The organism is Paenibacillus dendritiformis (genome assembly GCF_015845845.1).
Taxonomy (GTDB): domain Bacteria; phylum Bacillota; class Bacilli; order Paenibacillales; family Paenibacillaceae; genus Paenibacillus_B; species Paenibacillus_B dendritiformis_C.
Map to the genome: position 1 here is coordinate 33,535 of NZ_LDIG01000159.1, position 23,579 is coordinate 57,113.

The 23,579-nt window shown below is 56.2% G+C and carries 24 protein-coding genes; 22 read left to right on the forward strand and 2 right to left on the reverse strand.

The window, feature by feature from the left end; genetic code table 11:
- The first annotated feature begins 1 nt into the window (after window position 1).
- The 18 genes from murD (at window position 2) to ABD76_RS15910 (ending at window position 16,902) form a co-directional block, all read left to right on the forward strand.
- Window positions 2–1,429: a UDP-N-acetylmuramoyl-L-alanine--D-glutamate ligase gene (gene murD / locus ABD76_RS15825; protein WP_197258211.1), complete on the forward strand. Its 1,428-nt coding sequence runs from the start codon at window positions 2–4 to the stop codon at window positions 1,427–1,429.
- Window positions 1,430–1,476: 47 nt separating this feature from the next.
- Complete coding sequence (gene spoVE, locus ABD76_RS15830) at window positions 1,477–2,574, forward strand: stage V sporulation protein E (RefSeq protein WP_197258212.1); 1,098 nt, start codon at window positions 1,477–1,479, stop codon at window positions 2,572–2,574.
- A gap of 5 nt (window positions 2,575–2,579) precedes the next feature.
- Window positions 2,580–3,686, forward strand: a complete 1,107-nt coding sequence (gene murG / locus ABD76_RS15835) for an undecaprenyldiphospho-muramoylpentapeptide beta-N-acetylglucosaminyltransferase (protein WP_197258213.1) — start codon at window positions 2,580–2,582, stop codon at window positions 3,684–3,686.
- Between the two features lie 304 nt (window positions 3,687–3,990).
- Entirely contained in the window at window positions 3,991–4,899 is a 909-nt protein-coding gene (murB, locus tag ABD76_RS15840) for a UDP-N-acetylmuramate dehydrogenase (RefSeq protein ID WP_197258214.1), read from the forward strand.
- Window positions 4,900–4,915: 16 nt separating this feature from the next.
- Window positions 4,916–6,199 (forward strand): UDP-N-acetylglucosamine 1-carboxyvinyltransferase, encoded by a 1,284-nt coding sequence (gene murA, locus ABD76_RS15845; RefSeq protein WP_197258215.1) that lies wholly within the window; start codon window positions 4,916–4,918, stop codon window positions 6,197–6,199.
- Window positions 6,200–6,291: 92 nt separating this feature from the next.
- Window positions 6,292–7,164 carry a cell division protein FtsQ/DivIB gene (locus ABD76_RS15850; RefSeq protein WP_197258216.1) on the forward strand — a complete coding sequence of 291 codons (873 nt, stop codon included), beginning with the start codon at window positions 6,292–6,294 and terminating at the stop codon, window positions 7,162–7,164.
- 238 nt (window positions 7,165–7,402) lie between these two features.
- Window positions 7,403–8,647 carry a cell division protein FtsA gene (gene ftsA, locus ABD76_RS15855; protein ID WP_197258217.1) on the forward strand — a complete coding sequence of 415 codons (1,245 nt, stop codon included), beginning with the start codon at window positions 7,403–7,405 and terminating at the stop codon, window positions 8,645–8,647.
- Between the two features lie 53 nt (window positions 8,648–8,700).
- A complete protein-coding gene (gene ftsZ / locus ABD76_RS15860) occupies window positions 8,701–9,825 on the forward strand; it encodes a cell division protein FtsZ (protein WP_197258218.1) in 1,125 nt (374 codons plus the stop codon).
- Between the two features lie 189 nt (window positions 9,826–10,014).
- Window positions 10,015–10,977: a sigma-E processing peptidase SpoIIGA gene (locus ABD76_RS15865; protein ID WP_197258219.1), complete on the forward strand. Its 963-nt coding sequence runs from the start codon at window positions 10,015–10,017 to the stop codon at window positions 10,975–10,977.
- Window positions 10,978–11,086: 109 nt separating this feature from the next.
- Complete coding sequence (sigE, locus tag ABD76_RS15870) at window positions 11,087–11,809, forward strand: RNA polymerase sporulation sigma factor SigE (RefSeq protein ID WP_006675641.1); 723 nt, start codon at window positions 11,087–11,089, stop codon at window positions 11,807–11,809.
- A gap of 128 nt (window positions 11,810–11,937) precedes the next feature.
- Window positions 11,938–12,720, forward strand: a complete 783-nt coding sequence (sigG, locus tag ABD76_RS15875; RefSeq protein WP_197258220.1) for an RNA polymerase sporulation sigma factor SigG — start codon at window positions 11,938–11,940, stop codon at window positions 12,718–12,720.
- 139 nt (window positions 12,721–12,859) lie between these two features.
- Window positions 12,860–13,150: a YlmC/YmxH family sporulation protein gene (locus tag ABD76_RS15880; protein WP_197258221.1), complete on the forward strand. Its 291-nt coding sequence runs from the start codon at window positions 12,860–12,862 to the stop codon at window positions 13,148–13,150.
- Between the two features lie 46 nt (window positions 13,151–13,196).
- Window positions 13,197–14,048 carry a peptidoglycan editing factor PgeF gene (gene pgeF, locus ABD76_RS15885; RefSeq protein ID WP_197258222.1) on the forward strand — a complete coding sequence of 284 codons (852 nt, stop codon included), beginning with the start codon at window positions 13,197–13,199 and terminating at the stop codon, window positions 14,046–14,048.
- 4 nt (window positions 14,049–14,052) lie between these two features.
- Window positions 14,053–14,739: a YggS family pyridoxal phosphate-dependent enzyme gene (locus ABD76_RS15890; protein WP_197258223.1), complete on the forward strand. Its 687-nt coding sequence runs from the start codon at window positions 14,053–14,055 to the stop codon at window positions 14,737–14,739.
- A complete protein-coding gene (locus tag ABD76_RS15895) occupies window positions 14,739–15,188 on the forward strand; it encodes a cell division protein SepF (protein ID WP_197258311.1) in 450 nt (149 codons plus the stop codon). The genes ABD76_RS15890 and ABD76_RS15895 overlap by 1 nt, the downstream gene beginning before the upstream one ends.
- A 7-nt stretch (window positions 15,189–15,195) precedes the next feature.
- Window positions 15,196–15,468 carry a YggT family protein gene (locus ABD76_RS15900; protein WP_168178934.1) on the forward strand — a complete coding sequence of 91 codons (273 nt, stop codon included), beginning with the start codon at window positions 15,196–15,198 and terminating at the stop codon, window positions 15,466–15,468.
- 58 nt (window positions 15,469–15,526) lie between these two features.
- Window positions 15,527–16,315 carry a YlmH family RNA-binding protein gene (locus tag ABD76_RS15905; protein WP_197258224.1) on the forward strand — a complete coding sequence of 263 codons (789 nt, stop codon included), beginning with the start codon at window positions 15,527–15,529 and terminating at the stop codon, window positions 16,313–16,315.
- Window positions 16,316–16,410: 95 nt separating this feature from the next.
- Complete coding sequence (locus tag ABD76_RS15910; RefSeq protein WP_197258225.1) at window positions 16,411–16,902, forward strand: DivIVA domain-containing protein; 492 nt, start codon at window positions 16,411–16,413, stop codon at window positions 16,900–16,902.
- A gap of 52 nt (window positions 16,903–16,954) precedes the next feature.
- On the opposite strand, the gene ABD76_RS15915 is transcribed toward ABD76_RS15910, so the two are convergent.
- Window positions 16,955–17,227: a hypothetical protein gene (locus tag ABD76_RS15915; RefSeq protein ID WP_197258226.1), complete on the reverse strand. Its 273-nt coding sequence runs from the start codon at window positions 17,225–17,227 to the stop codon at window positions 16,955–16,957.
- Between the two features lie 123 nt (window positions 17,228–17,350).
- Here ABD76_RS15915 and ileS point away from each other — a divergent pair, with 123 nt between their 5' ends.
- Both ileS and ABD76_RS15925 read left to right on the forward strand, forming a co-directional pair.
- Window positions 17,351–20,443: an isoleucine--tRNA ligase gene (ileS, locus tag ABD76_RS15920; RefSeq protein WP_197258227.1), complete on the forward strand. Its 3,093-nt coding sequence runs from the start codon at window positions 17,351–17,353 to the stop codon at window positions 20,441–20,443.
- 172 nt (window positions 20,444–20,615) lie between these two features.
- Window positions 20,616–21,011 carry a DUF5665 domain-containing protein gene (locus tag ABD76_RS15925; protein WP_197258228.1) on the forward strand — a complete coding sequence of 132 codons (396 nt, stop codon included), beginning with the start codon at window positions 20,616–20,618 and terminating at the stop codon, window positions 21,009–21,011.
- A 13-nt stretch (window positions 21,012–21,024) separates the two neighbouring features.
- Here the strand turns inward: ABD76_RS15925 and ABD76_RS15930 are convergent, their stop codons facing one another.
- Window positions 21,025–21,792 (reverse strand): TraR/DksA C4-type zinc finger protein, encoded by a 768-nt coding sequence (locus ABD76_RS15930; RefSeq protein ID WP_197258229.1) that lies wholly within the window; start codon window positions 21,790–21,792, stop codon window positions 21,025–21,027.
- A 202-nt stretch (window positions 21,793–21,994) separates the two neighbouring features.
- Here ABD76_RS15930 and lspA point away from each other — a divergent pair, with 202 nt between their 5' ends.
- Complete coding sequence (lspA, locus tag ABD76_RS15935) at window positions 21,995–22,534, forward strand: signal peptidase II (RefSeq protein WP_197258312.1); 540 nt, start codon at window positions 21,995–21,997, stop codon at window positions 22,532–22,534.
- The gene (locus ABD76_RS15940) at window positions 22,531–23,502 is read left to right on the forward strand and encodes an RluA family pseudouridine synthase (RefSeq protein WP_197258230.1); all 972 of its coding nucleotides are present in this window, start codon (window positions 22,531–22,533) and stop codon (window positions 23,500–23,502) included. The genes lspA and ABD76_RS15940 overlap by 4 nt, the downstream gene beginning before the upstream one ends.
- Window positions 23,503–23,579: the final 77 nt, after the last annotated feature.

The window sequence follows — 23,579 nt, forward strand, 5'->3', positions numbered from 1 at the left end:
GATGGAACATCCAGATACGTACCAAGGAAAGCGCGTCGTCGTTCTCGGCCTGGCCAAGAGCGGCGTCAGTGTGGCTAAGACGTTTCATGAACGAGGTGCCCTCGTAACCGTCAATGATAAGAAAGAGCGCCACAAATGCCCTGAAGCTTCGGAGTTGGAAGCTTTGGGCATTTGTGTTGTATGCGGCCATCACCCGGATGATCTGCTCGATGCCAGCGTCCGGCTCGTCGTCAAAAATCCGGGCATTCCGTATACGGCGCCGCCCGTCCGCCAGGCGATCGCGCTCGGCATCGAGGTCGTGACCGAGGTGGAGGTCGCTTATCATCTCAGTCCGGCGCCGATTATCGGCATCACGGGCAGCAACGGCAAGACGACGACGACGACCTGGGTCGGCAATATGCTCGAAGCGGCCGGGCTTCGTCCGATCGTCGCCGGCAATATCGGCACGCCGCTCTGCCAGGCGGCCGAAGAAGCGAGCGCGGACAACGTGCTGGTCGCCGAGCTGAGCAGCTTCCAGCTCAAGGGGACATCCGCCTTTCGTCCGCGTGTCGCCAGCTTGCTGAACATGTCGGAGACCCATTTGGATTATCATGGGACGATGGAGGATTATGTCCAGTCCAAGGCCCGCTTGTTCCGCAATATGGCGAACGGGGATGTCGCCGTGCTCAATGCGGACGATGCGGCCTGCCGGACGCTCGCTCCGGAGATCGGGGCCCGAATCTGGTGGGTGTCGTCCACGCAGCGCGTCGAATGCGGCGTATATGTAGAGCCTCCCTATCCGGCAGGGTCCGGGGAAGGGGAGGAGGAAGATCGTCAACTGGTGTACGCGGATGAAGCCGGGCAATTGCATCCGATCATCGGCGTGCGGGAGATCGGCCTGCCCGGGCGTTACAATGTGGACAACGCCTTGGCGGCCGTTGCGATCTCGATTGCGGCGGGCGCCGATCCTGCGGCGCTGGCGGAGCCGCTCCGTTCGTTCCGGGGCGTGGAGCACCGGCTCGAATACGTGGGCGAGGTGAACGGCGCATCGTACTATAACAACTCCAAGGCAACGAATACGAAGGCGACGCTGATGGCGCTGGAGGCGTTCGAAGCGCCGGTCGTCCTGATCGCCGGCGGCCTGGACCGCGGGCTCGATTTCCTGGAGCTCGTTCCGGTGCTGAAGGAGCGGGCCGCCGCCGTCGTCACGATGGGCCAGACGAGAGAGATTTTGGCCGCCATCGCCGCGAAGGCGGGTTTAACGAACGTAGCGGTCGTCGACAATGTAGATAATGCATCGGAAGCCGTATCGGAAGCGGTTCGTCTGGCGGCCGGATATGCCAAGCCTGGCGATGTCGTGCTGCTGTCGCCGGCTTGCGCGAGCTGGGATATGTTCCCTTCCTATGAAGAGCGCGGACGAATGTTTAAGGCGGCGGTGCATAGTCTTTAAGTAGGGGGGTGTTCAAGCCCCTACATTGTCCAATGAGGTGTACCGCAATGGTCAAAGCACGGACCGCTCCCGATTTGTGGCTTATCGGATCCATTCTCTCTTTGCTGGCGATAGGAATTGTCATGGTATACAGTGCCGGCGCCGTCATCGCCTTTCACGATTACGGCGACTCGTTCTATTTCGTCAAGCGGCAGCTGCTGTTCGCCGTACTTGGGCTGGCTGCCATGTTCGTCACGATGAACACCGATTACCGGATATGGGCCCGTTATGCGAAGGTCGGCTTGCTGATCTGCTTCGGGCTGCTCATCATCGTTCTTATTCCGGGCATCGGGGACGTCCGGGGCGGCGCCCGAAGCTGGCTTGGCATCGGATCGTTCGGCATCCAGCCTTCGGAATTCATGAAGCTCGGCATGGTTATCTTTCTGGCTAAAATGCTGTCCGACGAGCAGACAAGGATCGAAAGGTTCATGACCGGTCTGCTGCCGCCGCTTGGGGTCATGGGGGCGGCGTTCGGGCTCATTATGCTTCAGCCCGATCTTGGGACAGGCACGGTCATGATGGGCGCTTCGCTGCTGCTCATTTTTACGGGAGGGGCCCAGATCAAGCATCTGGCCTCGCTGGCCCTCGTCGGGGCGGCCGGGTTCGTCGGCCTGATTCTCGCGGCGCCTTACCGTTTGCAGCGCATCACCGCGTTTCTCGATCCGTGGCAGGACCCGCTCGGCGCGGGGTATCAGTCGATCCAGTCGCTGTATGCGATTGGCCCGGGCGGATTGGTCGGCCTCGGATTGGGGGCAAGCCGCCAGAAATACAATTATGTGCCCGAGCCGCAGACCGATTTTATCTTCTCCATTTTGGCGGAAGAGCTTGGGTTCATTGGCGGCGTTACCGTATTAATGCTATTCTTAATTCTAGTATGGCGCGGCATGCGGGCGGCGATGACGGCCCCGGACACGTTCGGCAGTCTGTTGGCCGTCGGGATCGTCGGCATCGTGGCCGTGCAGGTTCTTATCAATATTGGCGTCGTCATCGGCTTGATGCCGGTGACAGGCATTACGCTGCCATTAATCAGCTATGGCGGCTCTTCCTTGACATTGATGCTGACTTCACTGGGCATCTTGTTGAACATATCACGTTATGCGAGGTGAACGAGATGCGCGTCGTGCTGAGCGGCGGCGGCACGGGAGGTCATATTTATCCGGCTGTCGCCATCGCGAGGGAATGCGAGAAACGCTATCCTGACTGCACTTTTTTATATATTGGAACCGATAGAGGACTGGAGAGCCGGCTTGTTCCCGAGGAAGGTCTCCCTTTTGCCTCCATCGACATCACCGGATTTCGCCGCAAGCTCTCGTTTGACAACGTCAAGACGGTCATGCGCTTCCTGAAGGGCGTGAGCAAGGCGAAGGCGATGCTGGCCGAATTCAAGCCGGATGTCGTCATCGGAACCGGAGGGTATGTATGCGGGCCGGTCGTATACGCGGCCGCCAAAATGGGCATCCCGACGGTCATCCATGAACAGAATGTCATTCCCGGGCTGACCAACAAGTTCCTCAGCCGGTATGTCAGCCTGGTGGCGGTCAGCTTCGAGCAATCGGCCGCCTATTTCAAGAAGGCGAAGCAGGCCGTCTACACCGGCAATCCGCGAGCGACTGCGGTCGCCCAAGCGAACCGGGAGCGGGGCTTCGCCTCGCTCGGCCTGCCGATGGACAGCCGCATCGTGCTGATCGTCGGCGGCAGCCGCGGAGCCCAGGCGGTGAATCAGGCGATGATTGGGATGGTCCCGCTGCTGAAGCAGCTGCCGGACGTTCATTTCGTCTATGTCACCGGCCAGCATTATTATGAGCATACGCGGGCAGCCGTCCTCAAATCGAGCGAGTCCGTGCGCAATCATCTGCATGTGCTTCCCTATATCGGCAATATGCCGGAGGTGCTGGCCGCGACGACGCTTGCGGTAAGCCGCGCGGGGGCCTCCTCGCTGGCGGAGCTGACATCGCTTGGCATCCCGTCGGTGCTCATTCCTTCGCCCAATGTGACGAATAACCACCAGGAGGCTAACGCGCGATCGTTGGCCGGCGCCGGAGCGGCCATCATGATGCTGGAGCGGGAGCTCAGCTCGACCGCGCTCTTCGATATGATCAAGCGGTTGATGACCGACGAGGAGGCGCGAAGCCGGATGTCGGCCCGGGCCAAAGCGTTCGGCCAGCCGGACGCCGCGGAGCGGGTCGCAATTGAATTGGAACGATTGACGGGCAAGTGAACCTTGCCCGATTTGTGCGTCTCCGACCAGATGCAGCGAGAGCGTCCGCTCTCGCTGCGCACAGGTGCTTCCATGACGTTACAGGGCTGCGGCAAGCGGAGTTAGCCGGGGCTGCCCGGCGAAGATCTGGGCGGCCAGCATGGCGAAGCGGCGGGCCCTTTCCGTCTGGGCACCTGTCACACAACGTGTTACGGCTACATAAGATACCCTATACATCGTGACAGCCAGTGCCGCTTGCCGGACATGGACGTTGCATCGTTCTATCGCGGACGACAGGATGAGTTGGGTTAAGGAGGTTCATCATATGCTGCAGCAATTTATTTCCCGTTATTCGGATTTGAACTTGGGCAAGTACAAGGTAAATGAGCCGCTTGCACCGTATACGACCTGGAAAATCGGAGGTCCGGCGGATGTGTTCGTCGAGCCTGCCGGCAAAGAGCAGATCGTTCAGACTGTCCGGCTGCTTCATGACATGCAACTGCCATGGATGGCTTTAGGGCGCGGCTCCAATATGCTCGTGTCCGACAAAGGGGTGCGAGGCGTTGTCATTCATACCGGGCATGCGCTTGATTATGTCCGGCAGGAAGACAATCTGGTGCATGCCGGAGCCGGGCTTTCCTTCATCAAGCTGTCCGTGCTCACCGGCAATATGGGGTTGTCGGGACTGGAATACGCGGGCGGCATTCCCGGCACGGTCGGCGGAGCCGTCTATATGAATGCCGGCGCGCACGGGTCTGACGTGTCACGAATATTTGAATCTGCTGAGATTGTACTGGAGACAGGGGAATTGGTGCGATACAGAACGGAAGATATGAAGTTCGCGTACCGCCATTCCGTGCTGCACGAGATCAGGGGCATCGTACTGGAGGCGACGTTCCGGCTGGAGCACGGAGACCGGCATGAGATTAAAGCCTTGAACGCAGCCAATAAGGAACGGCGTCTGCGGACGCAGCCGCTGCAAGCCGCATGCGCGGGTAGCGTGTTCCGCAACCCGCCGGGAGATTTCTCGGCCCGGCTGGTTGAAGAAGCCGGACTGAAGGGATTCCGAATCGGCGGAGCCGAAGTATCCACGTTACACGCCAATTTCATTGTAAACACCGGGCAAGCAACAGCGTCAGACGTGCTCACCCTGATGGAGCGCATCCAACAAACGATAAAAGACCGATATGGTGTCGAGTTGGTGCCGGAAGTGTTGGTGGTGGGTGAGCGGTAATCACGGAGGTGATACATTGGACAAATTGGTGATTGAGGGTGGGAAGCCTCTATCGGGAACCATTCGTATCCATGGAGCCAAAAATGCCGCTTTACCGATTTTAGCAGCCGCGATCCTGGCCGACGGTGTCGTCAAGCTCGATAATGTTCCGCAATTACTCGACATTGAAGTAATGCTGCACATTTTGCGCCGCTTGGGCTGTCGGGCCGTTCAAGACGGTTATACGGTCACAATGGATGCAGCCGGTACTCATTCGGTCCATGTGCCGGAAGATTTGATGCGACAGATGCGCTCATCCATTTTTTTAATGGGACCGCTGCTTGCGCGTTTTAAGGAAGTTCATATTTATCAGCCGGGCGGCTGCGCCATCGGCGAACGCAAGATCGATTTGCATCTGCGGGGCTTGCAGGCGCTTGGAGCGGAAGTGGAGCAGTGCGGCCACCGCGTCACATGCCGCGCAACGCGGCTCGTCGGAACGGATGTCCATCTTGATTTCCCGAGCGTGGGGGCGACCGAGAACGTCATGATGGCCGCCGTGCTGGCGGAAGGCACGACCGTCATCACGAATGCCGCCCGGGAGCCGGAAATAACCGACCTGCAGAACTTCTTGAATCAGATGGGGGCCAATGTAAGCGGAGCGGGCAGCGGAACGATCGTGATTGAAGGCGTCAGCAATCTGTACGGGTGCCACTATTCGATCATACCGGACCGGATCGTGGCCGGCACGCTGATGATTGCGGCGGCCGCGACCAGGGGAGCGGTGACGCTGACCAATGCGCATGCGGGACATTTGACCTCATTGATTCATATTCTTCGCCGGGCCGGTGTTCAGATCGCCACGAGTGATGGTATAATCAATGTAACCAGCTTCGGCAGGGTGAAGGCCGTTGATCGGATCGTCACATCGCCGTATCCGGCATTCCCGACCGATCTGCAATCGCAGCTGATGGTGTTGATGGCGCTTGCCGACGGAGTCAGCGTGCTGAAGGAGACGATATTCGAGGGCCGCTTCAAGCATGTGGATGAATTGTCCCGCATGGGCGCCGATATCCGCGTCGATCTGAGCACGGCGTTCGTACGCGGCGTGACTACGCTGTACGGCACGACCGTGGAAGCGACCGACCTCCGCGCGGGAGCCGCTCTCGTTATCGCGGGATTGGCCGCGCAGGGCCGAACGATTATTGAAAATGTCCATCATATCGATCGCGGCTATGACCGGATTGAGCATATATTCAGCCGACTTGGCGCGAACATCGAGAGGTTCGCCGCGGTACCCAAGCTTGACCTTGCCAATGGATAAAGCTACAGCGAATCCCCTCCCCTAACAAGGAGGGGATTGTGGGTGTTACGGCGAACTAACATTTAAGGAGAAAGAATGGAGGGGGTGAGCGGTTGCATTTACGTAGTATTCCCCCGCTTCCAGGGAAGCCGCCGAAGAAGAAGCGCGCAGCTGCGAAGCTCATTTGGCTGCTGTCCATTCTATGCATCGTGCTTCTGGTCGTGCTGTTCTTCCGTTCACCGATAAGCAAGGTGACGGAAGTGCGTTGGATCGGAGAGCATTTCGTGACGAAGGCCGAATTGGGCGAAGTCAGCGGGCTGAAGCCTGGCGAACCGTTCTTCGGGACGAGCGAGGCAACGGTCAGCTCGCGAATTCAAGAAAAATTCCCTTATGTCAAATCGGTGAAGATGGTCAAGCATTTCCCTGGCGTGGTCGAAGTATATGTTCATGAGTATGCCGCCGTCGCCTACGAATTGAGTGCCGACGGGCAGGTTCTGGCCTGTCTGGAGAACGGCACCGTCGTGAAGCCGAGCGCGCAGCTGAAGACCGTGCTGGAGAAGCCGGTTCTGACCAAATGGGACGGACACGCCGAGATGAGAGGGAAGTTGAGCGAGCAGCTGGCCAAGATTCCGAAGGGGCTGCTGGCCGACATTTCCGAGATTAGCTTCTATCCGTCTCCCTCGTACCCGGACCGGATCAAGATGTATACGCGCTCCGGATTCGAGGTCGTCACGACGGTATCGGCGCTGCCCGACAAGATCACGTATTTAAGCGGCGTGGTCGAGACGCAGGAGCCCGGCCGCATCACGATGCTCAAGGCCGATTCGTATATTCCGTATTCCAGCCTGCCGGAGGAACCGGGCGAGATAGGCGCAGAAGAGGAACAAACGGATGCAAATGAGCAAGAAATGGAAAATAATGAGAATAACATGCAGGGTGAACAAGATCAACAAAATGTGGATGAAGAAAAAAACTCTACTCAATAAACGGAATAAATGCTAGAATAAAGTTTATGGTATTTCCTGAACTCCCCTTCTTTTTGATCTGCATTTTTCAGAGTGTGGAAGACAAGACGGACCGGAAGTGGCACATGACAAATGGAAGGTTTTTGTCTTTAAAAAAAGTGTAGAAAAAAGAGGGAATGACCAATCCTTTGTTGAATACATAGTGAGTGTCCGGGGATACAAACATACCAATTGACTGGGAAGTAGGAGGTGCCACGGGTTGAGCAGCAATGACATCATTGTGAGTTTGGACATCGGTACATCCAAAGTGCGTGCTATCATTGGAGAAATTAACAACGGAACGCTGCAAATCATCGGCGTTGGATCTGCTGATTCAGAAGGTATTCGCAAAGGTGCGATTGTAGATATTGATCAGACTGTGCAATCCATTCGTAATGCTGTGGAGCATGCGGAACGCATGGTCGGTATAGAGATTACGGAAGTGTACGTTGGCATATCGGGCAATCATATCGGACTTCAGTCCAGTCATGGCGTCGTCGCGGTCTCGAACGAGGACAGAGAGATTGGCGAAGAAGACATCGATCGGGTCCTGAAGGCGGCCGAAGTCATTGCGCTCCCGCCTGAACGGGAGATCATCGACGTCGTTGCGAAGCAATATGTGGTCGACGGACTGGAGGATATCCATGATCCGCGCGGCATGATCGGAGTCCGCCTCGAGGCGGATGCGACCATTATTACAGGGGCGAAGACCGCGATACATAATTTGACCCGATGCGTCGAGAGAGCGGGGCTGCATGTCAAGGAACTGGTTCTGATGTCTTTGGCCGGGGGGCATCTGGCGCTGTCCAAGGATGAGAAGATGATGGGTTCGGTATTGGTCGATGTAGGTGCCGGCGCCACGACGATTGCCGTGTTCCAGGACGGGACGCTAGCAGCTACTTCGACCCTCCCGATCGGGGGCGACTTCGTCACGAACGATATCGCCTACGGCTTGCGGACGATGTCCGATCAGGCGGAGAAGGTCAAGCTCAAGTTCGGCTGCGCCTGGGTGGACGATGCGCTGGAGGACCAAGTGTTCAAAGTCGTCCGCATCGGCAGCAACGTGGAGAAGGAATTCAATCAAGTGTTCCTCGCGAATATTATTGAACCTCGCGTTCAAGAGATTTTTCACCTTGTGAAGAATGAAGTGAAGCGTCTAGGTTTCACAGAGCTTCCTGGTGGGTACATTCTTTCGGGAGGCACCGTCTCTATGGCTGGTGTGTTGAAAGCCGCACAGGCCGAGCTGCAGACATCGGTTCGGATTGCGGTTCCTGATTACATCGGAGTGCGCGATCCAGGATTCGTAAGCGGTGTTGGCGTATTGCATCATGTGATGCGCTCCGTCCGACCACGCAGTGCAGGTGGCACCAAGAAAGCAGCCGCACGAAAGCCGGCTCCTGCAGAATCATCGAACAAGCCTGGTTTTATCGAACGGTTAAAAAATATGTTTAGCGAATTTATTTAAAGTGTCTTTGACTTCATGCCATCCATGCACAATGAAGGGGAGATGGAGAGCTCATGTTGGAATTTGAATTCGAAATGGAAGCATTAGCCCAGATTAAGGTAATCGGCGTCGGCGGCGGGGGGAGCAATGCGGTCAACCGCATGATCGACAACGGTGTCAAGGGCGTTGAATTTATTACGGTAAATACGGATGCGCAGGCGCTTCACTTTGCGAAATCCGAGCACAAGCTGCAGATCGGCGACAAGCTGACGCGCGGCCTCGGGGCGGGCGCGAATCCCGAGGTGGGGAAGAAGGCGGCGGAGGAGTCCCGCGAGCTGATTATGAACACCCTGAAGGGGGCTGACATGGTCTTTGTCACCGCCGGCATGGGTGGAGGCACCGGAACCGGTGCGGCTCCGGTTATCGCCGAGATCGCGAAGGAATGCGGGGCGCTGACGGTAGGAGTCGTTACGAGGCCATTTACGTTCGAAGGCCGCAAGCGTCTGACGCAGGCGGAGATGGGCATTGAAGCCTTGAAGGAGAAGGTGGATACGCTCATCGTCATCCCGAATGATCGCCTCTTGGAGATTGTGGACAAGAAGACGCCGATGCTGGAAGCGTTCCGGGCGGCAGACAACGTGCTGCGGCAGGCAGTCCAAGGCATTTCCGACTTGATTGCCGTGCCGGGATTGATTAACCTCGACTTCGCGGACGTGAAGACGATTATGACCGAACGGGGTTCGGCCTTGATGGGAATCGGCATCGCCAACGGGGAGAACCGGGCGGCAGAAGCCGCGCGCAAGGCGATTATGAGCCCGCTGCTTGAGACGTCGATCGATGGCGCGCGCGGCGTCATCATGAACATTACGGGCGGAGCGAATCTGTCGCTCTACGAGGTCAATGAAGCGGCCGAGATTGTGACCGCTGCCTCGGATCCGGAAGTGAACATGATCTTCGGCGCGATCATCGACGAGAACATGAATGATGACATAAAGGTTACCGTCATTGCGACAGGATTCGAGCATAAGCCGGCTCCGATGATTCCAGGGCGCCGCCCTGCGAGCAGCGGCAGCGAGGCGAGTACAGAATCCCGCGCTCAAGCGCCGCTTCGTCCGTTCGGCAATGCGCCATCCGGCGGAGATCAGCTGGACATCCCGACATTCCTGCGGAACCGTCCGCGCAACAATAATAACGAATGATGCTGGACGCGAGACGTCTGTCTACCGAGGCAGGCGTCTTTTTGCATGCTTGTCCATGATCATGGTTCGCTTCTCCTCGACAAAAAAAGTAACAATCCCCCACCCACCTTTAGACAGACTTCGGATAGCCGCCTCTATATACTTATCCTTATCTCACGATAGATTGGCGGTACAAAAGGAGGGAGCGCTGTGACCGTCATCTATGCCGATCTCGTATTCGGGCTGAATCTAGCACTGGATTGGACAATGCTGACGATGACCGCCTGGATGCGCGGACTCTCTCATTCCCGCTGGAAGGTAGCGGCCGGAGCGGGACTTGGAACGCTCTATGCCCTCGTCTTGTTTATTCCGGCTTTTCCGCTGCTGTATACCTATGCGGGAAAGATACTGATATCCATATTTATGCTGCTCATTGCTTTTGGATTTCGCAATCCCGGATATTTTTTTAAAAATGTCGCCGTTTTTTATTTCTCCGCCTTTGTGCTCGCCGGCGGCGCCATTGGTATTCAATATATGCTGCAGGATGCCAGGCTGTGGTCGATCGCCCACCGGACCTCGGAGTGGCTGTCCGCCAACGGCCAGCGGATGCAGGCCGGCATGGGGCTGGTTATTGCGGCGCTCCCCGCCTCGTATGGGCTGTTCCGCATCGTCTGGAAATGGAGCAAGCGGCAGCAGCAAGTGGCCCGGCAGTTGGTAACTGTCGATATTCGCATCGGTGACATTCGCCGCCAGGTGACCGGATTGGTCGATACAGGCAATCATCTGAATGATCCGCTGAGCGGGGCGCCGGTAATGGTGACGGAAGCGAGGATATGGGAGGGCTGGCTGCCGGCGGACTGGCTGCAGCAGCTTGGCGCCTCGCAATCGCTCGATATGCTGGAATCGCTAAGCGGCGCGATCGATGTATCGAAGCTCCGGCTGCTGCCCTATCGCGGCGTGAATCAAGGAATGCAATGGATGATTGGCTTCAAGCCGGATGAGATCCGGATTACGACAGAGACGGGGACGCTTCTCTGCGACCGGGCGATTATCGGGCTCGACGGGGGCGTTCTGTCACGGGACGGCGCCTTCCAGGCGATTGTCCATCCCGATATGATCGATACCGGGCAGCAGAAGCCGTCCGAGCCGATTCCGTCCCACCGGGCATCTTGACGCAGGGTTGGGCCATGCGCCGCCTTGCGCAGCTATCGGATTCCCGGCAAGAAGGAGAGCTATGCAGCAAATGCGTTCGGTGATTACAACGTATATAGGAGGAGTAGCCATGCGCTTGAAATGGAAATTGATCATGCAGCTATATTATTACCGACTCTTGTTCTTATTGGGATTGAAGCGCGATGAAATCTATTATATTGGCGGCAGCGAAGCGCTTCCTCCCCCGCTGACAAGGGAAGAGGAGGAGTACCTGCTCTCGAAGCTGAGCAGCGGGGAAGCCGCCGTGAGAGCGATGCTGATCGAACGCAATTTGCGGCTGGTCGTCTACATTGCCCGCAAATTCGAGAATACAGGCATCCACATCGAGGATCTCGTCTCCATTGGGGCGATCGGTCTGATCAAAGCCGTCAACACATTCGATCCGGAGAAGAAAATCAAGCTGGCCACGTATGCGTCGCGCTGCATCGAAAATGAGATTCTGATGTATTTGCGCCGCAACAGCAAGACGAGAACGGAAGTATCCTTCGATGAGCCGCTGAACATAGACTGGGACGGCAACGAACTGCTGCTGAGCGATGTGCTTGGCACCGAGAACGATACGATATACAAAAATATCGAGGAGCAGGTCGACCGGAAGCTTCTTCACAAGGCGCTCGACAAGCTGAGCGAGCGGGAGCGGCTCATTATGGAGCTGCGGTTCGGCTTGTCCGACGGAGAGGAGAAAACGCAAAAGGATGTGGCCGATTTGCTCGGCATTTCCCAGTCCTATATTTCCCGATTGGAGAAGCGAATCATAAAGCGTTTGCGCAAGGAATTCAATAAAATGGTGTGACCGCAATTTTTGCTTGATCCATAGCGAGTTTGCGCTTATCCCTCGCTTGCGGGGAGATGGCGAAGGAATAAAATTGCACCCCGGGGAGATAATGTACATTAATGTTTCACCCTGGGAGGTAGTCACGAATGACCCGAAACAAAGTCGAAATTTGCGGTGTCGATACATCGAAGTTGCCCGTCCTCACGAACGCCGAAATGAGAGAATTGTTCGTGGCTCTGCAGCAGCGGAATGAACGTTCCGCACGGGAGAAGCTGGTCAACGGCAACTTGCGTCTTGTCCTTAGCGTGATTCAACGCTTCAACAATCGCGGCGAATTCGTCGATGATTTGTTCCAAGTCGGATGCATTGGCCTGATGAAGGCCATCGATAACTTCGATCTGGGGCAGAACGTTAAGTTTTCCACCTATGCGGTACCGATGATTATCGGCGAGATCCGGAGATATTTGCGGGACAACAACCCGATCCGCGTATCCCGAAGCTTGCGGGACATTGCCTACAAGGCGCTGCAGGTTCGTGATTCCTTGACCAATCAAAATTCGCGGGAGCCTACGATTATGGAAATCTCGGAAGCGTTGAACGTTCCCAAGGAGGATGTCGTCTTCGCATTGGACGCGATACAGGATCCGGTGTCGCTCTTTGAACCGATTTATCATGACGGCGGCGATCCGATATACGTCATGGATCAGATAAGCGACGATAAAAATAAGGACGTGTCCTGGATCGAGGAGATTGTGCTCCGGGAGGGGATGCGGAAATTGAACGAGAGAGAGAAAATGATTTTATCGATGCGTTTTTTTGAAGGGAAAACCCAGATGGAGGTAGCGGATGAAATCGGCATATCTCAAGCGCAGGTATCCCGGTTGGAGAAATCGGCTATCAATCAAATGCAAAAGCATGTGCGAACATAATCCGGTTACGACCATTTTACAGCCGTCCGCCTTGAAGCGGCGGCTTTTTTTGTGCCGGAGCGCCGGGGAGAGGACATTTTGGAGGCTTCGGACATATATCTATATTATGATCCAAAATAAATGCATAGTGGGGATCCCGATGAAAATATCCGATTTTCAAACGAAAGATGTTATCAATATTGTAGACGGGAAAAAATTAGGGCAAGTTAGTGATGTCGAGCTGGATTTGAAGCAAGGGCGGATCGACGCGATCGTCGTGCCCAGCTACAGCAAGTTCCTCGGCTTTTTCGGGGGCGGCACCGAGCTGGTCATTCCGTGGCGGAACATTGTCAAAATCGGCGCCGATGTCGTGCTCGTCAAGATGGAGGAGGCCAAGGCCTCCCAGCAGGCGGAGGAATATGAGACAACGGTTATGCTTCCGAGATCGTAGGCTTCCGGCCGGAGTTTGTGGTACACTGGAGTTTGAGGTGAACGGTATGGAACCTTTTGTACGACGTCTAGGCGAGAAGCCGGATGAACCGGGCGTGCTCGAACTCGCTGGCTGGATGGCCGACACACCCGGGCTGGCGGCCGGGTTCACGACCCGGCAGGGCGGAGTGAGCCAGGGCTGCTTCGATTCGCTCAACTGCGCGCTTCATGTGCGCGATGCGGAGGAGGATGTCATCGCGAACCGCCGGCGAGTCGCCGAGGCTGCCGGCATTCCGTTCGAGCGCTGGGTATGCGGAGAGCAGGTGCACGGCAATCGCGTGCACGCCGTTACGGAGGAAGACCGGGGCCGGGGCTGGTTCGACCGGGCCAGCGCGATTCCGGATGCGGACGCGCTCGTGACCGATGCGGCAGGAGTGATGCTGGCTTCCTTTTACGCCGATTGCGTGCCGCTTATTTTTCTGGATCCGGTGAAGCGGGTCGTGGCGTTGGCGCATGCGGGCTGGAAGGGAACGGTAACCCGGATTGGCCCGGAGACGGTACATATGATGCAGGAGCGTTATCACTGTTCGATCGAACATATAAGAGCGGCCATCGGACCTTCGATCGGTCCGTGCTGCTATGAGGTGGACAACCGGGTACTGGAGCAGGTCCGAGCGGTATGGAACGAAGAGGATGGCGAGGCGGAACGCCCTGTCCTTCGCTCTTCCCGGCCGGGACATGCATGGCTCGATTTGAGAGAATTGAATCGACAATTGTTGAAGCAAGCAGGAATTTTGCCAACAAATATCGAATGTACTACTTTGTGCACCGGCTGCGATACCGGCATGTTTTTTTCCCACCGCAAGGAGGGGGGAGCAACCGGCCGCATGATGAGCTTTATTGGTTGGAAGAAGGGATGACGACATGACGCTGCAGCAGAGAATCGAAGCTGTGGAACGACGGATACAGGAAGCATGCGCCCGATCGGGGCGCAACCGGGAGGACGTCCGGACGATCGCGGTGACCAAGTATGTATCGCTGGATCGGACAGGAGAGGCGATTGCGGCGGGTCTGAAGGACGTCGGGGAGAACCGGTGGCAGGATGCGGAAGCGAAGTGGATGCGGTACGGCAATCAGGCGACCTGGCATTTTATCGGAACGCTGCAGTCGAACAAGGCGAAGGACGTTGTCGGCAAGTTCGCATACATCCATTCGCTGGACCGCCTCTCTCTGGCGAAGGCGATAGAGAAGCGTGCTGCCGAATTGGATCAATTCGTCCGCTGCTTCATTCAGGTTAATATATCAGGAGAAGCTTCGAAGCAAGGGTTGCCGCCGCAGGACGTCGCGCCTTTCCTCGAAGAGTTGAAGGCATACCCGCACATTCAGCCGATCGGGCTGATGACGATGGCCCCGTATGAAGCGGAGCCGGAGGAGACGAGACCGGTATTTCGCGGTCTGCGCCAATTGCGGGATGATTTGAACGGGACGAAGGCTGAACCGCTTGCCCATCTCTCGATGGGCATGTCGAACGACTTCGAGATCGCCATTGAGGAAGGAGCGACGTGGATTCGGCTTGGCTCCATTCTGGTAGGGAAAGAGAGGGATGAATGATGGGCGTAATGAACCGTTTCATGAGTTTTCTCGGATTGCAGGAAGAGGAAGAAGTCATCGAACGAGAGCAGATCACCCATACGGATGACCAGGAGCTGGAAGCGCCTGCCTTCGATCAGCGCAAGGGCGCAAGAGGGTCCAACATCGTGAGCATCCATTCGCAGAAGGCTTCCAAGGTCGTCCTGTACGAGCCGCGATCCTATGATGAAGCGCAGGAGATCGCCGATCATTTGCGTTCCCGGCGGTCTGTCATCATTAATCTGCAGCGCGTCCGCAATGATCAGGCGCTGCGCATCATTGATTTCCTGAGCGGAACGGTGTATGCGCTGAGCGGCAACATTTCCAAGCTTGGAAGCAATATTTTTATCTGCACTCCGGACAATATCGAGATCCAAGGTTCGATAACGGAGATGTTTGCGGAGGATTTCGAATACACACAAACGAGGTGACCTGCTGTTGCTGGAATATACGATTATTCAATATTTGGGCTATCTATATGAAATCTATACGTGGCTCATCATTATTTATGTGTTGATGTCCTGGCTCCCGAATGTCCGCGAGAGCTTTGTCGGCGAGATTTTGGGCAAGATCGTCGAACCGTATTTGAGCCTGTTCCGGCGCATTATTCCGCCGATTGGCGGCATGCTCGATATTTCCCCGATCATCGCCCTGTTCGCGCTCCGCTTCGTGTATATGGGACTGGTCGCTGTCGTGCAGTACCTGTTCTAGACACAATGATGCGCTCGGCACACTCGGCACAGGAGAATGGCAGAAGGCGGAATGAGGAATGAAGGGTAACGAGAAGCTGTATGTCCACTTCCATCCCGACGAGCGGGAGTTCGTCGATCGCGCGTGGGAGTGGGTACGGCGCGCGTCCGAAGGACATGAGATGAAGCGTACGGACTTTCTGGATCCGAGACAGGCTTATATTACGGCGACGCTGGTCAACCGGAGCCGGGATGTTCAGCTTCGGCTGGACGGCGGCTCCGAGGAGGCAGAGCGCAAGCGGGCCTTGATCGCGCCCGACTATGTGTATGCCGAAGGGGAAGATATGGGAATCTCCGTACTCCAGATCACCTCACCCGACCGGAAGTGGGACGAGCTGGAGCATGGTGATTTTCTTGGCGCGCTCCTTGGATTGGGGATCAAGCGGGAGAAGATCGGGGATATTCATGTCTCCCCCGATCGCTGCCATGTGCTGGTAACGGAGGAGATGGCGCCGTTCATCAATACGCATCTGCGCCAGGTTCACCGGGTGAGCGTCTTGACGGATATCCTTCCTCTGTCTGAATTGCAAGCGGCGCACGCGGAGATGAAGACGGCGAAGCTGAGCGTCGCTTCTTTGCGCCTGGACGGAATTGCTAGCGACGTGTTCCGCTTGAGCCGCACGAAGATCGTGGCGCCCATCAAGGCGGGCCGCTGCAAGGTGAATTGGAAGGTGGAAGAGAACCCTTCCGCTCCGCTTCAAGCGGGCGACGTCGTCTCCTTGCAGGGCTTTGGCCGGTTCAAGGTGATCGATGTGGAAGGGTTGACGAAGAAGGGCCGCTATTGGGTTACGGTCGGGACGTTCACCTGATGATCTTGCGGCACGCTTTTGCAGGAATTTTGGCAAGGGATGTCGAATTGCATATTAATCGCTGCAAGGCTTGTAATTATTAGGAGGTGCACAGCATGCCATTGACACCGCTCGATATACATAACAAGGAATTTAGCCGCAAGCTGCGCGGTTATGATGAAGATGAGGTAAATGAATTTTTAGATCAGATTATTAAAGATTTCGAAGCGCTTATCCGGGAGAACAAGGAACTGCAGAACCATGCGCTCAATCTGCAGGAGAAGCTGGATCACTTCGCCAACCTGGAGGAGACGCTCAGCAAGACGATCATTGTCGCTCAGGAAGCGGCCGATGAAGTGAAGAACAACGCGAAGAAGGAAGCTCAGCTCATCCTGAAGGAAGCGGAAAAGAATGCCGATCGGATTATCAACGATTCGCTGGCCAAATCGCGGAAGGTCGCGATCGAGATTGAGGAGCTAAAGAAGCAGGCGTCCATCTACCGCACGCGCTTCCGCACGCTGGTCGAGGCGCAGCTCGAACTGCTGAGTCAGGACGGCTGGGACGGACTGGAGGACGCCGAACGGACCGAAGTGAAGGAGCTCTATTGAGCGTCCGCCGGAATCGTTTGACATTTTGCGCAAAACGCGATATAACTATGTATTATTCCATACGTTTTATGCCCGATACGGACAGGTTGACTTCCGGCCGCATCGTATATCGCATATTCAATGACGGGAACGCGCCGTCACGACTGTTGTTCGACCAGAGAATCGGGATGGGTGGGAACCGATGAACACGACGTGACCGGACATCATCCCGGAGAAGGCAAGCCGAGAACCCGGCGGTGCGCGGCATCGCGGCGGAGGTAAGCTTGTCCGGCAGCCGGCCGTTATCCGGGAGCGCCAGCAGCCTGCTGCGCGCACAGAGCGCCATTGCGCCCGCATTCAGGGGCGGTAATGGAACAAGGGTGGTAACGCGAGAGACCTCGTCCCTTTTGGGATGAGGTTTTTTTATGTTCAATCCGAGATGCATTTGTATGAGAAAGGAAGAGGAACCGTGAAAAAAGTGGATGTAAAAGAGCGCGCCCGCGAGCGGGAGCTGCGGGTGCTGCAGAGATGGAATGAACAGAATACGTTCCAGAAGTCGATCGAACAGCGCGAAGGCAAGCCGAACTATGTGTTCTATGAAGGACCGCCGACGGCGAATGGTGCCCCGCATATCGGGCATATGCTGGGCCGGGTTATCAAGGACTTCGTCGGCCGGTACAAGACGATGTCCGGTTACCGCGTCCTGCGCAAGGCCGGCTGGGATACGCACGGACTGCCTGTCGAGCTGGGCGTGGAGAAGCAACTGGGCATTTCCGGCAAGCAGGAGATCGAGAACTATGGTGTCGAAAAATTCGTCAAGAAATGCAAGGCCAGCGTCTTCGAGTATGAAAAGCAATGGCGGGAGCTGACGGAAGCGATCGGCTACTGGACCAATATGGACGATCCGTATATTACGCTCGACAATCGCTATATCGAAAGCGTGTGGCATATTTTGTCCACGATTCACAACAAAGGCCTGCTCTATCGCGGCCATCGCGTCAGCCCGTACTGCCCGTGCTGCCAGACGACCCTCAGCTCGCATGAGGTGGCGCAAGGATATGAGACGGTCAAGGATCTGTCGGCCACCGTCAAGTTCAAGCTGAAGGACAGCGGGGAGTACGTGCTGGCCTGGACGACGACGCCATGGACGCTGCCGGCCCATACGGCGCTGGCGATGAACCCGGACATGGATTATGTGCGGGTGCAGCAGGAGGACGGCGTCTATATCGTGGCCAAAAATCGCGTGGACGACGTCATGCAGGGCGAGTACACGATTCTGTCGGAGCATAAAGGGGCCGAATTTATCGGCAAGACCTATGATCCGCCGTTCACCTACGTCAAGCCCGAGAAGGGCCATCTTATCGTCGCGGCCGGGTTCGTCACGGATGCGAGCGGAACCGGGATCGTCCATATGGCGCCGGCGCACGGGGAAGATGACTACAAGAGCTGCCGCGACAACGGCATCAGCTTCGTCAGCGTCGTGGATACCCGCGGGCGCTATACGCCGGAAGTGACCGACTTCGCGGGCCGCTTCGTCAAAGATTGCGATATTGACATCGTCAAGGCGCTGTCGGAGCGGAAGACGCTCTACAGCAAAGAAAAATACGAGCACAGCTATCCGTTCTGCTGGCGCTGCAAATCGCCGCTGCTCTATTATGCAACGGAATCCTGGTTCATTAAGACGACAGCGGTTAAAGATCAATTAATTGAAAATAACAGCAAGGTAGACTGGTATCCATCCCATATTCGGGAAGGCCGCTTCGGCAATTTTCTTGAAGATCTCGTCGATTGGAACATCAGCCGGAACCGCTATTGGGGTACGCCGCTCAATGTATGGGTATGCTCCTCCTGCAAGGAAGAATATGCGCCTGGCAGCCGCCAAGATATGATCGACCGCGCGGCAGGGCCTGTATCCGAAGATATCGAGCTTCACAAGCCGTATGTCGACGAAGTGAAGCTGCGCTGCCCGCACTGCGAACATGGCGTGATGGAGCGTACGCCGGAAGTCATCGACGTATGGTTCGACAGCGGCTCTATGCCGTTTGCTCAATTCCATTATCCGTTCGGCAATGAACAGGCGTTCCGGGAGCAGTTTCCTGCCGATATGATCAGCGAAGGGATCGACCAGACGCGCGGCTGGTTCTTCAGCTTGCTCGCCGTATCGACGCTGTTCACGGGTCAGGCGCCATACAAGGCCGTCATTGCGACAGGGCATATTTTGGATGAGAACGGCCAGAAAATGTCCAAATCGAAGGGCAATGTCATCGATCCGTGGGAAATTATTAATGAGTACGGCACGGATGCCTTCCGTTGGGCGCTCCTGTCGGACAGCGCGCCATGGAACTCGAAGCGCTTCTCGAAGCAGATTGTCGCGGAAGCGAAGTCCAAGGTGATCGATACGCTCGTCAATACGCACGCGTTCTATGTGCTCTATGCCAATATCGATCAGTACGATGCGCAAGCTTATGAAGAACGTCCATCCGCCAACAAGCTGGACCGATGGATTCTGTCCCGGCTGCATTCGCTTATCGGGACGGTGAAGAAGGGGCTGGACGCGAACGACTTCCTGAATCCGGCCAAGGCGATTGAAGCTTATGTGGACGAGCTGAGCAACTGGTACATCCGCCGGTCCCGGGACCGCTTCTGGGGCAGCGGCATGACCGACGACAAGCTGTCGGCCTACCAGACGCTGCGCAAGGTGCTCTTGACCTTGGCGAAGCTGGTGGCGCCTTATGCGCCGATGGTTGCCGACGATATCTACGTCAATCTGGGCGGGGAACGCGAGAGCGTGCACCTGGACGACTATCCGCAGGCAGATGCGTCGCTCATTGATTCGGAGCTGGAGCAGGATATGGAGACGGCCCGCCAGATTGTCGAACTGGCCCGCAACGTTCGGAACGAGACCGGAATCAAGACGAGACAGCCGCTCTCCGAGCTGATCATCTCCCTTGACCGTCCGTTCCATCTGGCGGATTATGAGGCCGTCATTCAGGACGAGATCAATGTGAAGCAGATTCGTCTGGAGACGAGCGACAGCGGATTTGTCGATTTCGTCTTGAAGCTCAACCTGAAGGTGGCAGGCAAGAAGTACGGCAAAAACGTCGGCCCGATGCAGAACGCCTTGAAGTCGATGACAGCCGACGAGACGCGGCGGATCGTCGAGCAGGGAGAGTGGGCATTTACGTCAGGGGATGGCGAGGAATTGACGGTGACGCGGGATGAACTGCTCGTGGAGAAGCAGGCGAAGGCCGGCTTTGCGTCGGCTTCGGGCTACCAGATGACGGTGGCGCTCAACACCGAAATTACGCCGGAGCTGGAGCAGGAAGGCTGGGTGCGGGAGGTCGTCCGCGCCATTCAGGATACGCGGAAGAAGCTGGATCTTCCGATTGAGAAGCGGGTCGATCTCGTCATTGACGCCGACGCCGAGCTTACCGCCGCCATTCAGGCGTTCGATGCGACGCTGCGCGATAATGTGCTGGTCAACTCCGTCACCTTCGGCGCAGTCGAAGGCATGGATGCGATCGAAGTCGGTTCCAAGACGATCCGGGTGCGGATATCGTAATCTCCTTCGGGCGGATCGAATCTATGCGGGAATGAGCAGCCTGACTCGTGGCAACAATAAGACAGGCGCTTGAATCCGAAATGTGGGATGGAAGAAGAGCGTGGACCTTGCGGGGAACCGGAAGGTCACGCTCTTTTTTGCCATTCGGCTTGTACGAGGAGGCGTAATTGGCATGCGCAAACAAGAGGAGAAGGAAAAGCAGGACATTCGAACCGAGAAGGAAATAATTTTTACGGAACTTCCTGCCGATGTGCCGCAAAATGAGTGGGAAGAACGAAAAATGATGAAGACGATTCATGATTATACAATCAGTCTGGCTCAGAAAATGGAGAAATCCCGCCTGGACGAGTATACGGCATTGCTCTTCAATCCGCGCAGGCTGATCTGGGTGAATCTGGTGGGCGGCGTCGCGCGGGGAGTCGGGATCGCTATCGGGGTCACGTTGTTCACCGCTCTGATCGCCTATATTTTACAGCTTCTCGGCGCCTTGAATTTGCCGATTATCGGCGACTTCATTGCGGATCTTGTCCGCATCGTGCAGCGCCAGCTGGATACGAAGATCTACTGAGCCGAGCGAACTTTTAATGATAAGCATCGCCGGCATCGTCGGAGCCGTCTTGCGAATAGCCTGTCTCATCCGGCTCGAGCAGCGGCTCTCCTTCCCCGCTGTCCATATAGTGCCGGTAACGCCGATTGCGAACGATGTACACATCGCTGCCGGTCATATCCGTGGCGACGAAGCTTTCGAACGATTCGACGAAGCCGTCCACATCGTCGGACGCTTCAATGTACATATTGTCATAGTCGTCGATATTGCCGTCCTCCTGCATGGCCGGAGTATTCGACGTGCCCCACGATTCGACTATCTGCCAGGCGTCCTCCCCGTCGAAGCCGTTCTGGGTATCCAATTCATCCAGACTGGTGCGCCCGAATGGAGGCATCAGGAATTGCTCCTCCACCGGCCGGCGATCGGAGACTTGGCGCTGCGGCTCATGCTCGATGCAGTACATCGTAAAAGGCACGGCTTCCAGCCGCTCGAAAGGAATCGGACGCCCGCAGACGGCGCAAATCCCGTAAGTGCCCTTTTCGATTTGCTCCAGGGCGCCGTGAATGCGGTTGAGCAGAAACTCATCATGCTCGTTCAAGGCGATGTCCTTGCCCCGTTCGTACAGTTCGGTGGCGACATCCCCCGGGTGATTGTCTATATTGGACAATTCTCCGGTATTTTCGCGAAGCGAACCGGATAGTCCGTAATGATTGTTGTCAGCCAGCTTGCGGCTGAGTTGCGCCTCTTTGTCGCGCAGCCTCTGCCTGAGCGACTCCAATTGCTGTGATGTTAATGAATTCATGGCAGCCGTACTCCTTCCTTAAGGTGTCGTCTGCTTTATAGCATGTGCGATCGGGCGGAAAAACTACGTGGAAAAACGGTGACGGATTGGGTTGTATTGGACGTTATTTTTCAACCTGTGATACAATGAGCGGGGAGTCCGTGACGTTCGGGCCCCATTTTTGAGTGCAGCTTACATCCTGTAAATGAGGTGACAATTGTCTGTGTGGTACTACCTTATCGCTGTGATCGTGTTCCTTATCGATCAAGGCACGAAATGGGTTATCGCGACCCGATTGACGCTCTATGAACAAATCCCGGTAATCGGCAATTTTTTCTTAATCACGTCGCATCGCAATACCGGAGCCGCGTTCAGCATCCTTGAAGATCAGCGCTGGTTTTTTGTTATTGTCACGATCGTTGTCGCTATCGGAATCATTTGGTATATGTACAATATCCGGCATCAGCAAGGGCATATTTTGCCCATCGGCCTGAGCCTTATCCTTGGAGGAGCGCTCGGCAATTTCCTTGATCGGCTGCTGACGGGGGAGGTTGTCGATTTTCTTCAATTTAATTTCGGATCGTATACGTTCCCGATCTTCAATGTCGCCGATATGGGCATTACGATCGGGGTCGGCTTGGTGCTGCTTGACGCGATGCTGTCCGTGAAGCGGGAAAAGGCGCTCGAGGCCGAAATTCAGCGGCATGAAGCCGAGCAAGCCCGTCCAGAAGACGGACAATCGAAGGAAGGATCGACGCAATGACAGACTTACGAACACCATCGTCAGAGGAAGATAACCAAGAAGGCTTGGAACAAGAGGCGCTGCATTGGACGGTAGCCGAAGCGGAAGCCGGGGAGCGCATCGATAAATACATAACCGAATCGTTGGAGGAGCCGGTATCCCGTTCGCAGGTGCAGCTCTGGATTCGGGATGCTCATTTGCTGGTGAACGGGCGGAGCGTCAAGCCGAATTACAAGGTCGGCTCCGGCGACGGGATCGAGCTGCGGATTCCGGATCCGGCTTCGACGGAAATTGTGCCGGAGGCGATTCCGCTCGATATTTATTATGAAGATGCCGATGTTATCGTGATCAACAAACCGCGGGGGATGGTGGTTCATCCCGCGCCGGGTCATCTGTCGGGAACGGTGGTGAACGCCCTTATGCACCACTGCACCGATCTGTCCGGCATTAACGGCGAGCTTCGTCCCGGCATCGTGCATCGCATCGACAAGGATACGTCCGGGCTGCTGATGGCAGCCAAGAACGACCGCGCCCATGCGGAGCTGGCGGCTCAGTTGAAGGCGCACACGGTGCTGCGGAAATATAAGGCGCTCGTTCACGGCAATCTGGCGCATGATCAAGGCACGATTGACGCGCCGATCGGCCGGGATCCGCATGACCGGAAAATGTTCGCGGTGACCGATCGCAACAGCAAGCGGGCCGTGACTCATTTCCAGGTAGCCGAGAGATTCGGAGATGTTACGCTGGTGGAGCTGCAATTGGAGACCGGGAGAACCCACCAGATTCGCGTCCATATGAAATATATCGGGCATCCGCTCGTCGGCGATCCGATGTATACGCGCGGCGTCCGCGGCATTACGATGAACGGCCAGGCCCTGCATGCGGCCACCTTGGGCTTCGTTCATCCTGTCAGCGGTGAATTGCTGCAGTTCGAGGCTCCGCTGCCGGACGATATGGAGCATCTGCTGTACATGCTGCGCAACCGGTAAGACGGAACCGAAGACGATATTCTGCCGGTTCAAGAAAACGTATTGACAAGTCGCGAGCAAAGTGGGATAATTCATAG

Bases quoted from the DNA above. Each gene is read 5' to 3' on its own strand.
- ABD76_RS15895 (WP_197258311.1), top strand. From the start codon at position 14,739: ATGGGCGTAATGAACCGTTTCATGAGTTTTCTCGGATTGCAGGAAGAG.
- ABD76_RS15915 (WP_197258226.1), bottom strand. From the start codon at position 17,227: ATGGCGCTCTGTGCGCGCAGCAGGCTGCTGGCGCTCCCGGATAACGGC.
- sigG (WP_197258220.1), top strand. From the start codon at position 11,938: ATGACCCGAAACAAAGTCGAAATTTGCGGTGTCGATACATCGAAGTTG.
- ABD76_RS15910 (WP_197258225.1), top strand. From the start codon at position 16,411: ATGCCATTGACACCGCTCGATATACATAACAAGGAATTTAGCCGCAAG.
- murG (WP_197258213.1), top strand. From the start codon at position 2,580: ATGCGCGTCGTGCTGAGCGGCGGCGGCACGGGAGGTCATATTTATCCG.
- ABD76_RS15880 (WP_197258221.1), top strand. From the start codon at position 12,860: ATGAAAATATCCGATTTTCAAACGAAAGATGTTATCAATATTGTAGAC.
- ABD76_RS15940 (WP_197258230.1), top strand. From the start codon at position 22,531: ATGACAGACTTACGAACACCATCGTCAGAGGAAGATAACCAAGAAGGC.
- pgeF (WP_197258222.1), top strand. From the start codon at position 13,197: ATGGAACCTTTTGTACGACGTCTAGGCGAGAAGCCGGATGAACCGGGC.
- murB (WP_197258214.1), top strand. From the start codon at position 3,991: ATGCTGCAGCAATTTATTTCCCGTTATTCGGATTTGAACTTGGGCAAG.
- sigE (WP_006675641.1), top strand. From the start codon at position 11,087: ATGCGCTTGAAATGGAAATTGATCATGCAGCTATATTATTACCGACTC.
- ABD76_RS15890 (WP_197258223.1), top strand. From the start codon at position 14,053: ATGACGCTGCAGCAGAGAATCGAAGCTGTGGAACGACGGATACAGGAA.
- ABD76_RS15930 (WP_197258229.1), bottom strand. From the start codon at position 21,792: ATGAATTCATTAACATCACAGCAATTGGAGTCGCTCAGGCAGAGGCTG.
- ABD76_RS15905 (WP_197258224.1), top strand. From the start codon at position 15,527: ATGAAGGGTAACGAGAAGCTGTATGTCCACTTCCATCCCGACGAGCGG.
- ABD76_RS15925 (WP_197258228.1), top strand. From the start codon at position 20,616: ATGCGCAAACAAGAGGAGAAGGAAAAGCAGGACATTCGAACCGAGAAG.
- murD (WP_197258211.1), top strand. From the start codon at position 2: ATGGAACATCCAGATACGTACCAAGGAAAGCGCGTCGTCGTTCTCGGC.
- ftsZ (WP_197258218.1), top strand. From the start codon at position 8,701: ATGTTGGAATTTGAATTCGAAATGGAAGCATTAGCCCAGATTAAGGTA.
- spoVE (WP_197258212.1), top strand. From the start codon at position 1,477: ATGGTCAAAGCACGGACCGCTCCCGATTTGTGGCTTATCGGATCCATT.